We start from the raw sequence: 15,187 nt of genomic DNA, 5'->3' as shown, positions 1-15,187 counted from the left end.
TCGTCACGTGTCACCTGATCATCCGACCACGCCGCGTGATCATCGCAGGCCCCGGGCCTCGCTCCGCGGCGCGGCATGGTCGAATAGGTGCAACGTATGACCCGCCCGGGAGGACCCGCTCCGTGACCACCGCCCCAGACCCCGCCGCCGCAGCCGCCCCCGGCAGCGCCACGGACGCCTTCCTCGCCGGCCTGCCCAAGGCCGAGCTGCACGTCCACCTCGAGGGCTCGCTGCTGCCCGCGACCCTCCTCACGCTGGCCCGCAAGCACGGCCTGGACACCATTCCGCCGACCGTCGAGGCGATCGAATCCTGGTACGAGTTCCAGGACTTCGGGCATTTCATCAAGGTCTACGTGGCCTCCGTCGAAGCGCTGCGCGACGAAGCGGACTTCGCCCTGCTGGCCGCCGAGACCGGCCGCTCGCTGGCCGCGCAGAACGTGCGGTACGCCGAGGTCCACGTCAGCCTGCAGAGCCACCTCGTGCGCGGCATCCCCGCCGAGGTCGTCTTCGCGGGCATCGAGGCCGGGCGGCGCGACGCGGAGCGCGACACCGGCATCCGGCTGCGCTGGATCCCGGACTTCGCGGGCCAGTTCGGCCCCGAGGCGGGCGAACTCACCCTGGACGCCGTCCTGAAGCACGGCCCGTCCAGCGTCATCGGCTTCGGCGTGGGCGGCATCGAGGTCGAACGCGACCAGTTCGAGGCGGTGTTCGCCCGGGCCCGCGCCGAGGGCCTGAAGAGCCTGCCGCACGCCGGCGAGGTCGAGGGCGCGGACCGCGTGTGGTCGGCCGTCCGCGCGCTCAAGGCGGACCGCATCGGGCACGGCATCCGCAGCATGGACGACCCCGAGCTGGTCGCCCACCTGCGTGACACGCAGCTGCCGCTCGATGTGTCCCCCACGTCCAACCTGCGCACCTCCGCGGTCGCGCGGCCCGAGGACCACCCGCTGCCGCGCATGATCGAGGAGGGCCTCATGGTCACCCTCAACTCCGACGACCCGCCGATGTTCGGCACCACGCTGCAGGGCGAGTACCGCTTCGTCCGCGACCTGGGCCTGGGCACCCCGGCAATCCTGGAGCTGGCCCGCAACGGCGTCCGCGCATCCTTCCTGGACGCGGACGGCAAGCGCGAGCTGCTCGCCGAGATCGACACCTACGCCGCGACCGCCGACGGCGCCTGACCACCGGACGCCGACGTGCCGGGCTACGCCCGCGAGCCCGGCATGTTGGCGGTCAGGTAGGAGATCATCTGGCTCGGGTTCCGCGACTGCAGCAGCACGCGTCCCGGGCCGGTGAAGTCGAAGACGAAACCCTCGCCCGACTTCATGCTCTGGATCGAGCGGCCTGCCACCGCGCGCCGGATCTGGAACGCGATGGTCGGCGCATAGGCCACCACGTGCCCGGTGTCGATCACCACCTGCTCCCCCGCGTCCAGGTCGATCACGTCCAGCGCGCCGAAGCAGCTCGCCACCACCACGCCCTGGCCGCTCGCCTCGACCAGGAAGCCGCCCTCGCCGCCGAACAGGTTGCGGGCGCCGCCCCACTTGGTGTCGATCGCCACGCCCGCGGAGTTGGCCAGCCAGCAGCCCTTGGTGAGCAGGAAGCGGTCCTGGCCGGGCCCGAGGTCGATGGTGATCGCGTCACCCGGCAGGTTCGCCGCGACGTCCACCCAGCCGCCCGGCCCGGGCGCCGTGAACGTGGTCTGGAACAGCGACTCGCCGCCCAGCACGCTGCGCTTGAGCCCGGCCATCATGCCGCCCTCGACCTTCGCCTCGAAGGTGACGCCCGCGCTGTGCGCCAGCATCGCCCCGCTCTCCGCACGCATCTTCTCGCCGCCCGCCAGCACGCAGCGGGCGACGGTGAACGAGGGGTTGTGGCGCAGATCGACCTTCATCATGTGCTCCGTTCGGCGGCGGGTCGCGCGGCGCCGGGGTCGAGCGGCGCGACCCGGGGAGGGTTACCTCCCACCCGCCTCTCGAAACCGCAGCCCGGTTGGTATATCCAGGTCACGTGACACATCGTCAGATCCACGGCAGCGAACCCGGACGGAGGCCAGGTGGCGGACAAAGTCCTGCTTGAGTACGACGGCCCGATCGCCACGATCACCAACAACAACCCCGAGAAGCACAACGCCTTCGACGACGAGATGGACCAGCTGCTCTGGCAGATCCTCGCCGAGCTGCGCGGCCGCTCCGACGTCCGCGCGGTGATCTGGCGGGCCGAGGGCAAGTCCTTCTCCTCGGGGCGCGACGTGGGGGCGATCGGCGGCGGCCAGGTCACCATGACGCACCACGAGCTGATGACCCGCGGGCACCGCGGCATCCAGCAGCTCTTCGACCTGGACGCCCCCGTCCTGGTGGCCTGCAAGGGCTGGTCCATCGGCGCGTCGTTCCAGCGCGCCCTGCTGGCCGACATCCGGGTCGCCGCCGAAGGCGCCCGGTTCATGCTGCCGGAGACCGTGCACGGGGTCATCCCGGACACCGGCGGGGTCGGCCGGCTGTTCCAGATCTGCGGCCACGGCGTGGCGTCCGACCTGGTCCTGACCGGCCGCCCGATGGACGCCGCCGAGGCGTACGCGCACGGCGTGGTCTCGCGCGTCGTCCCCGCCGCCGAGCTGGACGCCACGGTCCGCGAGATGGCCGAGAAGATCGCCGCGGTGCCCGCCGCCACCGTCAAGACCGCGCGCCGCGTCATCAAGCACCTCGCCGAGCCGCAGATCCGCAGCTCGATGGCCGAGGAACTGATCGCGCAGACCTACCTGAGCCGTTCCGACGACCTGGCCGAGTTCCGCGCCGCCCGCGCCGAGAACCGTCCGCCGCACTACACGGGAAGCTGAGCCGCGCATGACCGAGAACACGCCCGACTCCGGGGTGAAGAACATGAGCAACCTTGCGCACGGCCGCTACCCCGGGCTGCCCGAGCCCGCCCCGCTGGGCGCCAGCGCCCTGCCGCCCGGCACCTACGACGGGACCGTCGTCTTCGTCACCGGCGGCGGCACCGGCCTGGGCAAGGCCATCGCCACCGAGTACGCCCGGCTCGGCGCCGACATCGTCGTCGCCTCCCGCAAGGACGACCACCTCAAGGCGGCCCGCGAGGGCCTGGAGGGCCTCGGCGGCCGGGTCGCCACCGTCACCTGCGACATCCGCGACCCCGAGCAGATCGCCGCCGCCTTCGAGGCCGCCGAGGAGCACTTCGGCCTCCCGCACATCCTGATCAACAACGCCGCGGCGAACTTCCCCGTGCCCGCCGAGGACATGTCGCCCAACGCCTGGCGCACCGTCGTCGACATCACCCTCAACGGCACCTACTTCTGCGCCCGCGAGTTCGCCCGCCGCCACCTCGACGCCGGCACCCCCGGCTCGATCGTCAACATCGGCGCGTCCTACGCCTGGACCGGCGGCCCCGGCTTCGCCCACTCCGCGGCCGCCAAGGCCGGCGTCAAGAACATGGTCGAGACGCTCGCCGTCGAATGGGGCCCCTACGGCATCCAGATCAACGGCCTCGTCCCCGGCCTGTTCCCGCACGCCGACATGACCGACGACATCCGCGGCAACGTCGACCGGGCCAGCGACAAGGACCCCCTGCAGCCCGCCCTCCGCGCCGGCCGCGTCCGCGAGCTCGGCTGGGCCGCCACCTTCCTGACCAGCCCGTACGCCCGCTTCATCTCGGGCCACACGCTGGTCGTGGACGGCGCGAACTGGCAGCGCCGCGCCCTCCTCAACCCCCCGGTCGTCGCGGTCCGCGACCAGATGGGACGTCCTCCCTTCGAGCTGTGAGCGGTGCCCCGGGAAGGGGCGGCGGAATATTCTGCGATGGGAATCGTTTCCATCTCATGTCGCGGTCGGCATCGCGGCACCGAGAGAAACGAGGAGGCCCCCATGGCACGCAGTGAGCTGCGACCCGTCGTGAAACTGCGCTCGACCGCAGGCACTGGGCAGACGTACGTGACGCGCAAGAGCCGCCGGAACGATCCGGACCGGCTGGAGCTGCGCAAGTACGACCCGGTCGCCCGCCGGCACGTGCTGTTCCGCGAAGAGCGCTGACCCGCTCGCCGACACCCCGCCGAATCTCCCCTGGAGGCTTCCATGCGTTCCGCCATCCACCCCGAGTACCGTCCCGTCGTCTTCCGCGACAAGTCCGCGGACTACGCCTTTCTGACCCGGTCGACGCTGACCAGTGCGCAGACCGTCGAGTGGACCGACGGGAAGACCTACCCGGTCTTCGACGTCGACATCTCCTCGGCCAGCCACCCGTTCTGGACCGGCAAGGGCCGCGTGCTCGACACCGCCGGGCGGATCGAGCAGTTCAACCGGCGCTACGGAAAGTAAGGCGGCGGTACCGCGTCGCTCTGGATTCCGGGCCGACAAAAGGGACAATGCTGAGGGCCGGTCGCATCGCGCGGCCGGCCCTCGGCCATGTCCGCGCAGCCCACCCGATCCGGAGGCCCGATGACCGACCGGCGCCGCCCCTCGCTCCGCGGCCGCCGGCAGGCCGCCGGTCTCGGCCGGGCCGAGGGGTCCCCCGAGCAGTCGATGGACCCGCGCCAGTCCGGCGAGGACGTGGGGCCGCCGGAGGCCACTCTCGTGGACAGCGCGCTGTACGTGGACGGGCGCCGCGTCGCCTCCCCCGGCACGCTCGCCGACACGTACCGCGGTCTGCACGAGCGGCCCGGGGCGATGGCCTGGATCGGGCTCTACCGCCCGGCCGATGCCCAACTGCTCTCGGCAGCCGAGGAGTTCGGCCTGCACGAGCTGGCCGTCGAGGACGCCATCGTGGCCCATCAGCGGCCCAAGCTGGAGCGCTACGGCGACACCCTGTTCGCGGTGCTGCGGGCGGCGCGCTACCTCGACGACGTCGAGGAGGTCGACTTCGGCGAGGTGCACGTGTTCATGGGCCGCAACTTCGTGGTGACGGTCCGCCATTCCGAGTCGCCGGACCTCGGCACCGTGCGCCGCTGGCTCGAGGACCGGCCCGACCTGCTGCGCCTGGGCCCCGAAGCGGTGCTGTACGCGGTACTCGACACCGTCGTCGACGAGTACGCCCCCGTGGTGGCCGGGCTCCAGCACGACATCGACGAGATCGAGACCGAGGTCTTCCTCGGCGAGCCGAACGTGTCCCGGCGCATGTACGAACTGGGCCGCGAGGTCATCGAGTTCCAGCGCGCCGGCCGCCCGCTGCTGGGCATGCTGCGGGATCTGACGCTCGGGTTCGACAAGTACGAGGTGGACGAGGAACTGCGCCGCTACCTCCGCGACGTCGAGGACCACGCCACCACCGTCGTCGAACGCGTCGACGGATTCCGGCAGATGCTCGCGAACATCATGTCGGTGAACGCGACGCTGGTGACGCAGAAGCAGAACGAGGAGATGAAGCAGCTCACCGAGGTCAGCCTGGCGCAGAACGAAGAGGTCCGGAAGGTCTCGGCCTGGGGCGCGATCCTGTTCGCGCCGACGCTCATCGGGACCATCTACGGCATGAACTTCGAGACGATGCCCGAGCTGCGGTGGGCCGCGGGCTACCCGTTCGCGATCGGGCTGATGCTGCTGGTGAGCCTGACGCTGTACGTGGTCTTCAAACGGCGCGACTGGCTGTAGGCCGGGCCTGCGGGCCGCAGTCCGGGCCGGTACGCAACGCCGCGTACCGGCCCGGTGCGTACCGGCCGCATGCGTACCGACCCCGTGCCTACCGGCCCGCCGCGCTCAGGCGCCCGGCTTCCAGTGCGGGTCGCGCCCGGTGGCACCCAGGATGCGGACGAACGCGTCGGCGTCGTCCGGGACCGCGACCGGCTCGCCGAACACGCCCATCTTGCGCGCGTTGGGGCCCATCGTCGCGACAAGGTCGGCCAGTTCCGGGAGCACCTCGGGATCCGGCTCGAAGGCCTGACCGGTGGCCTGCGCGAGGTCCCACGGGTGGAACGTCAGATCGAGCAGGACCATTTGCCCGACCACCCGGTTCGGCAGGCCCATGCCCGCCGACACGCCTTCTTCCGCATCAGGTGCGGCCCAGGCCGCGATCAGCGCCTCCGTCTCGCCGGCGAAGGCCTGCCGCCAGTCGCCGTGCAGGAAGTCGGGTACCGCCGACCAGTCGACGTCCTCCTTCTTGGCCAGCTTCTGGAAGTTCACCACCACCTGGTAGAGGTGGTTGGCCAGGTCGGCCACGGTGTACTCGCTGCAGGGCGTCGGGGCGCCGAACTTGTCGTCCGGCACGCCGTCGACCACCGGGAGCGCCCGGCGGGCGGCGAGGTCGAGCAGGTCGCTGATGCGCTTCGTCATACCCGCCACGTTAGGCGGCTTCGCGGCGGCTTTCTTGAAGAAACGCGACGCGGCCCGGCGGGTGCTTATCCCGTACCGGACGTCGGTCCGGGCAGGCACACTCGGAGCATCCGACCTGCCGCTGCACATCGGAGGATTCCCGTCATGACCGATCCGGATCTCCGCCATATAGCGATCGTCCTCGACCGTTCGGGGTCGATGCAGAGCGTCAAGGAGGACACCGAAGGCGGCCTGCGCGCCTTCCTGGCGGAACAGCAGGAAGTCGAGGCCCGCACGCTGGTGTCGCTCTACCAGTTCGACGACCACTATGAAGCGGTCTACGAGAACAAGCCGCTGGCCGACGTCCCCGACTTCCGCCTCAAGCCGCGCGGCATGACCGCCCTGCTGGACGCGGTCGGCCGCACCATCGCCCGGCTCGGCGAGGACCTGGCCGCGCTGCCCGACGCCCGGCGGCCCGGCGAGGTGGTCGTGGTGATCCTGACCGACGGCCTGGAGAACGCGTCGTCCGACTACTCGCGCGAGCGGGTCCGCGAGATGATCACCCATCAGCAGGACAAATACGGCTGGGTCTTCCTCTTCCTCGGCGCGGACCAGGACGCCTTCGCGGCGGCCGGTGGCATCGGCATCGCCGCTGGCCAGGCGCTCAGCTATTCGAGCCGGAAGACGCGCGGCACCTTCTCCGCCGCGAGCTCCATGCTGCGCCGCGGCCGCGCGTCGGGCGGCGACTATTCGTTCTCCCCGCAGGAACGCGACGCGACCAGCGACTGAGCGGCCTGCGGCAGCGGACGCCGCAGCAGGCGCGGCAACGGGCCGGGTCCGTACGGGAATCACCCGCACGACCCGGCCCGTTCGCCGTCGAGCACCTGCCGCGCTACGCGTCGGCGCGGTTGCGGCGGAGCAGTGCGAACCCGACCAGCACGGCACCGGCCAGCACGACGGCGGCGTTCACGAGCACCGCCGTGCCGATGCCTTCGAGCAGCGCGTCCGTGGCGCTGTGCGAGTCGGACAGCGAGTCCATGCGCGCGGTGGCGATCGAGCTGATCACCGGGATGCCGAGCGCCAGGCCGACCTGCTGGGTCATCGATGCGATGCCGGTGGCCAGCCCCTGCTCGTCGTCCGGGACACCGGACGTCGCGGTGACCATGTAGCCGACGATGGCGAACAGGTGGCCGACGCCGCCCAGCGACAGGGCCGCCAGGATCAGCGGCAGCTGCCCGCGGTCGTCGCCCACGTTGAAGACCGCCGCAGTGGTGACGCCCTGCACGAGCAGGCCGAGGACGAGCGCACCCGGGGCGCCGATGCGGGCGATCACCCGCGGGGCGACCACGCCGCCGATGAAGCAGGCGATGCCGATGACGCCGAACGCCAGACCGGTCTGCATCGCGGAGTAGCCGAGCACCTGCTGCAGGTACAGCGTCATGAGGTAGACGAGCGCCGATTCCATCGTGAAGGTCACGAAGCCGGCCAGGTTGCCCCAGCTGATGGACCGGCGCTTGAGCATCCGGACCGAGGCGAGCGGGGCCTCGGCGTGCAGTTCGACGAACCAGAAGGCGACCAGCAGGACCACGCCGGCGGCGAGGGCGGCCAGGGCCCAGGTGTCGCCCCAGCCGTGCTCGCCGGCCCGGGTGATGCCGAAGACCAGGGCCAGCAGGCCGCCCGCCGCGGTCAGCGTGCCCGGGATGTCCAGCCCGGTGCGTTCGGCGGCCCGGCTCTCCGTGATGACCGACGGGGTGGCGAGCAGCACCACCAGCCCGATGGGCACGTTGATCAGGAACGCCCAGCGCCAGCTGAGCGCGTCGGTGAGCACGCCGCCGAAGACCGCGCCGGCCGTGAAGCCGGACGCCAGCAGGGCGCCGTTGAGGCCCAGCGCGCGGGCGCGCAGCGGGCCTTCCGGGAAGGACGTGGTGAGCAGCGCCAAGGCGGCGGGCGTGGCCATCGCGGTGGCGAGGCCCTGCAGGACGCGGCCGACGAGCAGCCAGCCGGGCGTCGCGGCCAGGCCGCCGACCAGCGAGCCGGCGATGAGCAGCGCCATGCCGATCATGAACATCCGGCGCCGCCCGACCAGGTCCGCGACCCGGCCGAACACCAGCGTGAACCCGGCCGCGGCCAGCGCGAACGAGGTGGCCACCCACTGCAGGTCGGCAAGCCGGAAGCCCAGTCCGTCGCCGAGCTTGGGCAGCGCGACGTTGAGGATCGAGAAATCGACCGCGAGCATGAACTGCGAGCCGAGGAGGATGACGAGGATCAGCCGCTGGCGCGGCGTCATACGGGGGGCGGACGGCTTGGCGGCGGTTGCGTCGACGGTGGCGGTGGGGTCCGCGGCGCCTCGGGGCGCTGCGGCGGGTTCCAGAACGGTGGACATCTGCGACCTCTCGGAGTGCATACCGAGAAGCCTGTCGGCGCCGCGAAGCCCTACCCAGCCCTCTGCTGTGCCTGGACTGGGCGTACGTAGGTGCCCCTGTCCTAGTACTGGCAGGGTCACCCTCGCGCCTGGACCGTCCGCCCGTCCGGCATGATCCTTGACGGCATGGACGGACGCGACGATCTGGGCGAATTCCTGCGGACCCGGCGGGCGCGGCTGCGCCCTGAGGACGTGGGGCTCACGACGTTCGGCGCCCGGCGCCGCGTCCCGGGCCTGCGCCGCGAGGAACTGGCCCAGTTGGCCGGGGTGAGCGCGGCCTACTACACGCGCCTGGAGCAGGGGCAGAGCCGCAACGCGTCGGACGGCGTGCTGGACGCGCTCGCCCGGGTGCTGCGGCTCACCGACGACGAGCACAACCACATGCGCAATCTGGCCCGCCCGGACCGCACGTCGCCCCGGCCCGCGCCCTGCTCGGAGCGGCTCCGGCCGGCCACGCGCCGCCTGGTCGACAAGATCGACGCGCCGGCCATCCTGGTCGGCCGGTTCGGCGACATCCTGGCCTGGAACCGGCTCGGCCACGCGCTCAACGCCGGGCACCTCGACTTCGACGCGCCGAACGACCCGGCCCGCCGCCCCAATTGCGCGCGGCTGGTGTTCCTGGACCGGACCACGCGGACGCTGTACCCGGACTGGCCGGTGAAGGCGAGTGAGAACGTCGCGTATCTGCGGGTCGCTGCGGGCCGCTACCGCGACCATCCGGCGCTCGCCGCGCTGGTCGGCGAACTGTCGCTCAAGAGCCCGGAGTTCGCCGCGATGTGGGCGGCCCATCCGGTACGCGAGAAGCGGCACGGGGTACGCCCGATGAACCATCCGCTGGTCGGCCCGCTGTCCCTGGAGTACGAGGTGATGCAGGTGCCCGACCAGGACCTCGTGCTGACCATGTTCATCGCCGAGCCGGGCACCGCGTCGTCGGACGCCCTGGACCTGCTGGCCAGCCTGACGCTGACCGCCGAGCCGGTCCGCCCGCGTCAGGCGCCGGACGCCGCGCCCGCGGCGGTCACGGAGCCGGCGCCCTCGGGCCGGTCGGCTGCACCGGGTCGGCCGGGTCCGTCGGCTGCATCGGATCGATCGGCACCGGATCAGGCCTGACCGTGTGCTCGACCACGCGGCCGAGCGGGCGGAACCCCAGCCCCCGGTAGACCGGTTCGCCCTCCGCCGACGCCTGGAGCACGGCTTCGGTGTGGCCCAGCGCGGCGGCGGTCCGCACCGCGGCCCGGGTCAGCGCGCCCCCGAAGCCGCGCCGGCGGTGGCTCGCGAGCGTCGTGACGTTGTAGATCCCGGCGATGCCCGCGTGCACGAACACCTCGGCGGACGCGACCGGTTCGTCCTCGACGTAGCCGACCAGGTAGTGCGCCGGGCAGTGCGGGGACAGCGCAGCGGGCGCCGCGGCCGCGAAGAACTTCCGGACGGTCTCGGCGGGCGGATCCCAGTTGGCGGCGACCACGTCGGCAAAGGCGGCCAGTCCGGCGGCGTCGCGCACGGTCCGGATCTCCAGGCCGGCCGGCTCGACGGTGTCGGGGACGGTCCTGGGGTCGGCCCACATCGCGGTCTCGCGCTCGGCGAGCGGGACTCCGGCGGCGTACAGGCGTGCGGACAGGTCATCAGGCTCCGACGCAGGTCCGATCCACCAGGAGAACGTGCGTCCGATGCGGCGCAGGTGCCGCAGCGTGTCGGCGATCCGCAGGTCGGCATCGCGCGGCGCGAAGCGGGCCGCGGCGACGATGTTGAAGGTGTCGTCGTCCAGTCCGCTGTCCGCGACGAGCAGGTCGGGGGCCTCGCTCACGGTCATGTGCCGGGTGCGCCGATGCAGATGGGCGCCGTGCTCGGCGAGGTTGCGCTCCATCCGGGCAACCGGGTCGGTCTCGTCCACCCTTCCATGATCCCATCGGGTCCCGGTACGGCGCCTGGCGTTTCCGCGTCCGCCGGTTGGCGCGGGCCGGTGCGCGCTCTCTACGCTGCGCGGATGACGGATCCCGGCAGGCCGGCCATGGCCGATTCGGCAGCGCTCGGCCCCGACGCGGCGGGCGCGCGCTTCCCGGCGCGCGCGGTGCACGGGCTGCGGGCGACCTACATCAAGCAGCGCGGCTGCCCTTCGTACTTCGCGTACGTAGTGTTCTCCGCCGAGCCGCGGCACGCCGCGGAGCCCGGTGTCGAGGCACGGGCGGACACCGGGATCGCGGTGCTGCCGCATGCCGACCTGTGGGCCCCGGAGTACCTGGACGCCTTCCGCCGCGGATTCGCCGAGGCCCTGGAAGAGGACCATCCGGAGCTGTGGCCGGACGTCCTGCTGGTGGTCACCGAGATGCGCATCCACGAGGTGGACTCGAACGAACCGGCCTTCCGCCTGGCCGGCAAGTCCGCACTGCGGGTGCTGCTGGCCCGGATGGCCGAGGAGCCCGACTTCGGCTGACCCGGGCCCGCGGATGCCGCCGGGGCCGGAGATGTCGCCAGGCCCGCGTATGTCGCACGGCCCGATTAGCGTGGCCGGATGTTCGTCAAGCGCCTCCGCCTCGCCGCCGGCCACCCCGGCGGCTGGCCGTTCACGCTCGCTCCGATCCGGCAGCTGGGCACCGGCGAGGGCGTGGCCCTGGACCGGCCGATCACGTTCCTGGTCGGCGAGAACGGTTCGGGCAAGTCCACGCTCGTCGAGGCGATCGCGGATGCCGCCAAGATCGGCTCGTTCGGCGGCAAGGCCGGCACCAAGTACGCGCCGCCGGGCGAACCAACCCTGCTGGGCGAGTACCTCGACGTCGATCTCACCACCGCCGGCCTGCGCATGACCTCGGGGCCGCGGCGGCAGCGCCGGGGCTTCTTCCTGCGTGCCGAGACGCTGTTCGACCTGTCCCGCCAGGTCGGCGGCCGCCCGGGCTACTGGTCGGAGGACCTGGAGGAGTTGTCGCACGGCGAGGGCTTCCTCGCGGTCTTCGACGCGATGCTGCGCGAACCCGGGCTGTACCTGTTCGACGAGCCCGAGGCGGCCCTGTCGTTCACGTCCTGCCTGCGGCTGGTCGGCCTGATGCTGGACCTCGCGGACAGCGGTTCGCAGATCGTGTGCGCCACGCACTCCCCCATCCTGGCCGCGACGCCGGGGGCGGAGATCCTGGAGCTCGGCGAGCAGGGCATCGAGCGGACCGAGTGGCGCGACCTCGCGCTGGTCGACCACTGGGCGCGGTTCATGGGCCGGCCGGACGCCTACCTGCGGCACATCGTCCCCTGACCCGGCCCTTCCCCGCCGGGACCCGCCGGTTCCGGCGACTGCGTCCTGATGAGGCGGTTCCGGCTACTGCGTCCGCACGCCCGAAACGGTACGGTCTCCTGACGACTTTCCGTCCGGGCACCCGCGGTGCCGGACCGTCGGAGGGGACCCCATGCGCAAGCCCGCACCCGCCGCGCCCGCCGAACTGGCCGGGATCGACCTGACCGATCTCGACGCGTTCGCCGACGGCTTCCCGCACGAGGTCTTCGCCGCGCACCGCAGCGCGGCCCCGGTGTGGTGGCACGAGCCGACCGCGCATACGCCGGACGGCCTGGGGTTCTGGTCGGTGGCGACATACGCCGAGACGCTGGAAGTCCTGCGCGACGCCGAGACGTACTCGTCGGAGCACGGCGGCACGATGCTGGCCGACTCCCCGGCGAGCGGCCTGGTGCTCAACATGATGGACGACCCGCGGCACAACCGGATCCGGCGGCTCGTCAACAAAGGCCTCACGCCGCGCATGGTCGCGCTGCTCGGCGAGGATCTGGCGCGCCGCACCCGGCTGCTGCTCGACGCCGTGCCGGACGGCGAGCCGGTCGACTTCCTGACCGCGGTGGCCGCGGAGCTGCCCATGCAGACGATCTGCTCGATGCTCGGCGTCCCCGAGGAGGACCGGCACGAGCTGTTCGGCTGCATCGAGCACCTCTTCGACCACCGCGAAGGCCGGGACGCGGAGCGGGCCGCGGCGCAGAAGGCGATGTTCGCGTACGGCACCGCGCTGATCGCCGAGAAGCGCGCGCAGCCGACCGACGACATGCTCTCGCTCGTCGTGCACGCCGAACTGGCCGACGTCGACCCGCCGCGGCTGAGCCAGGTCGAGCTGCAGATGTTCTTCAACCTGCTCTTCGCCGCGGGCGCCGAGACGACACGCAATGCGATAGCCGGCGGGGTGCTGGCGCTCGTCGAGAACCCCGGGCAGTTCGCCGCGCTGCGCGCCGAGCCGGACCGGCTGATGGGCACCGCGGTCGAGGAGATCATGCGCTGGACGTCGCCGTCCCCCTCGAAGCGGCGCACCGCCACGCGCGACACCGAACTGGGCGGGCAGCAGATCGCGGCCGGCGACAAGGTGCTGGTGTGGGAGGGCTCGGCGAACCGCGACGAGGCGGGCTTCGCCGGCGCCGCGCGGTTCGACGTACGCCGCGACCCGAACCCGCACCTCGCGTTCGGGCAGGGCGTGCACTACTGCCTGGGCGCCAACCTGGCCCGGCTGGAGACGCGGACCGTGCTGCGTGCGCTGATCGACACGTTCGGCTCGGTCGAGGCGGCCGGGCCGGCCGAGTGGACGCGCAGCAACCGGCACACGGGAATCAGGCGGCTTCCCCTGGTGTTCGCGCACAGAGTCGACTGACGCCCGGCGCCTCCCCTGCACCTCCTGGGGTCCCGCCGGGTTTTTTCCACGCGCGGACAACACGAGGACTCACTGCATGGACCACAGGGCGGAACTGGGCGAATTCCTCCGGTCGAGGCGGGCACGGCTGCGGCCCGAGGACACCGGCCTGCGCACGTACGGCGAGCGCCGCCGGGTGCCGGGCCTGCGCCGCGAGGAGCTGGCGCAGCTCGCCGGAGTGAGCGCGGACTACTACGTGCGCTTCGAGCAGGGACGTACCGGCAACGTGTCGGCGGAGATCGTCGATGCCATCGCGGGGGCGCTCCGGCTCGGCGCCGACGAGCACGCGCATCTGCGCCGCCTGGTGCAGACCGCGCAGAGCAGCCACCCCGCCGAGGCCGGGGCGCCGGCGCCGCAGGTCGTGCGGCCCGGGCTGGTCCGGCTCCTGGAGTCGATGCCGGAGACGCCCGCGTTCATCGCCGGGCGCGGCACCGAGCTGCTGGCCTGGAACCAGTTGTTCGCGGCGCTGGTGGTCGATGTGGACGCGCTGCCCGCCCGGATGCGCAACAAAGCGCGGCTGGTGTTCCTGCACGAGGAGACCCGGCAGCGGTTCGTGAACTGGCAGGTGAAGGCCCGGGACCTGGTCGCGTACCTGCGCATGGACCTCGGGCGGCACCCGAACGACCCCGGCTTCCGTGCGCTGATCGACGACCTCTCCGAGCAGAGTGCGGAGTTCCGGCAGCTGTGGGCCGAGCAGGAGGTCAAGGAGAAGACGCACGGCGCCTACCACCTGCGGCACCCCGAGCTGGGCGAGTTCACGCTGGCCTACGAGTCGCTGCGGCTGCCCGACGACCCGGACCAGACGCTGGTCACGTACACGGCCGCGGCGGGCTCTCCGAGCGAAGCGGCGCTGCGGATTTTGGCCGACCGGGCGCGTCGCGGCGAGAACCTGACAGAAGGTGTCAGGTTCTCGGCATAACTTCGTACTTGTCGCCGACCGAACGGGTCGGCACACCGGAGAAGTGCAGGTCGGCGGGGGTCCGTAGCGGACCGCGGCAGGACCGCACTCATGCCACAAGGAGCGGCACACATGGCGACCATCGTTCTCATCCCCGGTTTCTGGCTCGGCGCGTGGGCGTGGGACCGGGTTGCGGAGCCGCTGCGGGCCGCGGGGCACGACGTGGTCGCGGTCACGCTGCCGGGTCTGGCCGAGCGGGCCGGCGAGGGCCCGGACGGGATCGACCAGGAGGCCCACATCGCCGCGGTCGTCGCGCTGATCGAGGAGCGCGACCTGCGCGACGTGGTGCTGGTCGGGCACAGCGGCGGCGGCATCACGGCGTACGGCGCCGCGGACCGCGTCCCGGACCGGCTGGCCCGGATCGTGTTCGTGGACAGCGGCCCGCTCGCGGACGGCATGGCGCAGTTCGACACCTTCGAGCCGGAGGAGCAGGAGGCGGTGCAGCTCGCGGTCAAGGAGTCCGGCGTGGCCGCGCTCCCGGTGCCGCCGTTCGATGCCGAAGCCGACCCGGTGAACCTGGCCGGGCTGAGCGAGGCGGACCTGGCGCTGCTGCGCGAGCGCGGCACCCCGGAGCCGCTGGGCGTGTCGACCGGCGCGCTGCGGCTGACCGGCGAGGCCCGGTTCGACGTGCCCAGCCACCTGGTGGCCTGCACGATCCCGGCCGAGGCACTGGCCGGGATGATCGAGGCGGGGCACCCGTTCGTCGCCGAGTTCGCCGCGGCGCGCACCCGCACCGTCCACCCGCTGCCCACCGGGCACTGGCCGATGTTCTCGGCGCCGGCCGAACTCGCCGCGCTGCTGGACGAGATCGCGCGCGGCTGACGGCTGCCGCACGACGCGAGCCCGGCCTGCGGCCCCCGGGCCGGGCCCCCCCCGGCCCGGGCGTACCGGCGTA

The 15,187-nt window shown here is 72.3% G+C and carries 17 protein-coding genes; 13 read left to right on the top strand and 4 right to left on the bottom strand.

Features of this window, described 5'->3' with window-relative positions:
- The first annotated feature begins 122 nt into the window (after nt 1–122).
- Nucleotides 123–1,178: an adenosine deaminase gene (gene add / locus LZ495_RS11080; protein WP_235051906.1), complete on the top strand. Its 1,056-nt coding sequence runs from the start codon at nt 123–125 to the stop codon at nt 1,176–1,178.
- 23 nt (nt 1,179–1,201) lie between these two features.
- Here add and LZ495_RS11075 read toward each other — a convergent pair whose 3' ends face one another.
- Nucleotides 1,202–1,894, bottom strand: coding sequence for a TIGR00266 family protein (locus tag LZ495_RS11075; RefSeq protein WP_235051905.1), 693 nt, complete (start codon nt 1,892–1,894; stop codon nt 1,202–1,204).
- A 159-nt stretch (nt 1,895–2,053) separates the two neighbouring features.
- Between LZ495_RS11075 and LZ495_RS11070 the strand changes: the two genes are divergently transcribed.
- The 5 genes from LZ495_RS11070 (at nt 2,054) to LZ495_RS11050 (ending at nt 5,591) form a co-directional block, all read left to right on the top strand.
- On the top strand, nt 2,054–2,833 hold the full coding sequence (locus LZ495_RS11070) for an enoyl-CoA hydratase/isomerase family protein (RefSeq protein ID WP_235051904.1): 780 nt from the start codon (nt 2,054–2,056) through the stop codon (nt 2,831–2,833).
- Between the two features lie 7 nt (nt 2,834–2,840).
- Nucleotides 2,841–3,773 (top strand): SDR family oxidoreductase, encoded by a 933-nt coding sequence (locus tag LZ495_RS11065; protein WP_235051903.1) that lies wholly within the window; start codon nt 2,841–2,843, stop codon nt 3,771–3,773.
- Nucleotides 3,774–3,875: 102 nt separating this feature from the next.
- The gene (rpmG, locus tag LZ495_RS11060) at nt 3,876–4,040 is read left to right on the top strand and encodes a 50S ribosomal protein L33 (protein ID WP_235051902.1); all 165 of its coding nucleotides are present in this window, start codon (nt 3,876–3,878) and stop codon (nt 4,038–4,040) included.
- 42 nt (nt 4,041–4,082) lie between these two features.
- Nucleotides 4,083–4,325, top strand: coding sequence for a type B 50S ribosomal protein L31 (locus LZ495_RS11055; RefSeq protein ID WP_235051901.1), 243 nt, complete (start codon nt 4,083–4,085; stop codon nt 4,323–4,325).
- A 120-nt stretch (nt 4,326–4,445) separates the two neighbouring features.
- On the top strand, nt 4,446–5,591 hold the full coding sequence (locus LZ495_RS11050; protein WP_235051900.1) for a magnesium and cobalt transport protein CorA: 1,146 nt from the start codon (nt 4,446–4,448) through the stop codon (nt 5,589–5,591).
- A gap of 105 nt (nt 5,592–5,696) precedes the next feature.
- Here LZ495_RS11050 and LZ495_RS11045 read toward each other — a convergent pair whose 3' ends face one another.
- Nucleotides 5,697–6,269 (bottom strand): TIGR03086 family metal-binding protein, encoded by a 573-nt coding sequence (locus LZ495_RS11045; RefSeq protein WP_235051899.1) that lies wholly within the window; start codon nt 6,267–6,269, stop codon nt 5,697–5,699.
- A gap of 144 nt (nt 6,270–6,413) precedes the next feature.
- On the opposite strand from LZ495_RS11045, the gene LZ495_RS11040 reads away from it, so the two are divergent.
- Nucleotides 6,414–7,037: a vWA domain-containing protein gene (locus LZ495_RS11040; RefSeq protein WP_235051898.1), complete on the top strand. Its 624-nt coding sequence runs from the start codon at nt 6,414–6,416 to the stop codon at nt 7,035–7,037.
- A gap of 103 nt (nt 7,038–7,140) precedes the next feature.
- On the opposite strand, the gene LZ495_RS11035 is transcribed toward LZ495_RS11040, so the two are convergent.
- Nucleotides 7,141–8,535, bottom strand: a complete 1,395-nt coding sequence (locus tag LZ495_RS11035; protein ID WP_235051961.1) for an MFS transporter — start codon at nt 8,533–8,535, stop codon at nt 7,141–7,143.
- Between the two features lie 261 nt (nt 8,536–8,796).
- Here LZ495_RS11035 and LZ495_RS11030 point away from each other — a divergent pair, with 261 nt between their 5' ends.
- Nucleotides 8,797–9,780, top strand: a complete 984-nt coding sequence (locus LZ495_RS11030) for a helix-turn-helix domain-containing protein (RefSeq protein WP_235051897.1) — start codon at nt 8,797–8,799, stop codon at nt 9,778–9,780.
- Here the strand turns inward: LZ495_RS11030 and LZ495_RS11025 are convergent.
- Nucleotides 9,689–10,534: a GNAT family N-acetyltransferase gene (locus LZ495_RS11025; protein ID WP_235051960.1), complete on the bottom strand. Its 846-nt coding sequence runs from the start codon at nt 10,532–10,534 to the stop codon at nt 9,689–9,691. The genes LZ495_RS11030 and LZ495_RS11025 overlap by 92 nt on opposite strands.
- 120 nt (nt 10,535–10,654) lie before the next feature.
- Between LZ495_RS11025 and LZ495_RS11020 the strand changes: the two genes are divergently transcribed.
- From LZ495_RS11020 to LZ495_RS11000, 5 genes are all read left to right on the top strand, one after another.
- Nucleotides 10,655–11,101, top strand: coding sequence for a hypothetical protein (locus tag LZ495_RS11020; RefSeq protein WP_235051896.1), 447 nt, complete (start codon nt 10,655–10,657; stop codon nt 11,099–11,101).
- A gap of 78 nt (nt 11,102–11,179) precedes the next feature.
- Nucleotides 11,180–11,908 carry an AAA family ATPase gene (locus LZ495_RS11015; protein WP_235051895.1) on the top strand — a complete coding sequence of 243 codons (729 nt, stop codon included), beginning with the start codon at nt 11,180–11,182 and terminating at the stop codon, nt 11,906–11,908.
- A 151-nt stretch (nt 11,909–12,059) separates the two neighbouring features.
- Nucleotides 12,060–13,295, top strand: a complete 1,236-nt coding sequence (locus tag LZ495_RS11010) for a cytochrome P450 (RefSeq protein ID WP_235051894.1) — start codon at nt 12,060–12,062, stop codon at nt 13,293–13,295.
- Nucleotides 13,296–13,371: 76 nt separating this feature from the next.
- Entirely contained in the window at nt 13,372–14,253 is an 882-nt protein-coding gene (locus tag LZ495_RS11005) for a helix-turn-helix transcriptional regulator (protein WP_235051893.1), read from the top strand.
- Nucleotides 14,254–14,364: 111 nt separating this feature from the next.
- Nucleotides 14,365–15,114 carry an alpha/beta fold hydrolase gene (locus LZ495_RS11000; RefSeq protein WP_235051892.1) on the top strand — a complete coding sequence of 250 codons (750 nt, stop codon included), beginning with the start codon at nt 14,365–14,367 and terminating at the stop codon, nt 15,112–15,114.
- The last annotated feature ends 73 nt before the right edge of the window (nt 15,115–15,187 follow it).

Source organism: Yinghuangia soli (assembly GCF_021502675.1).
Classification (GTDB): Bacteria; Actinomycetota; Actinomycetes; order Streptomycetales; family Streptomycetaceae; genus Yinghuangia; species Yinghuangia soli.
Note: the sequence above shows the minus strand (reverse complement) of the source record. Positions and strands in the feature narration are given on the sequence as shown.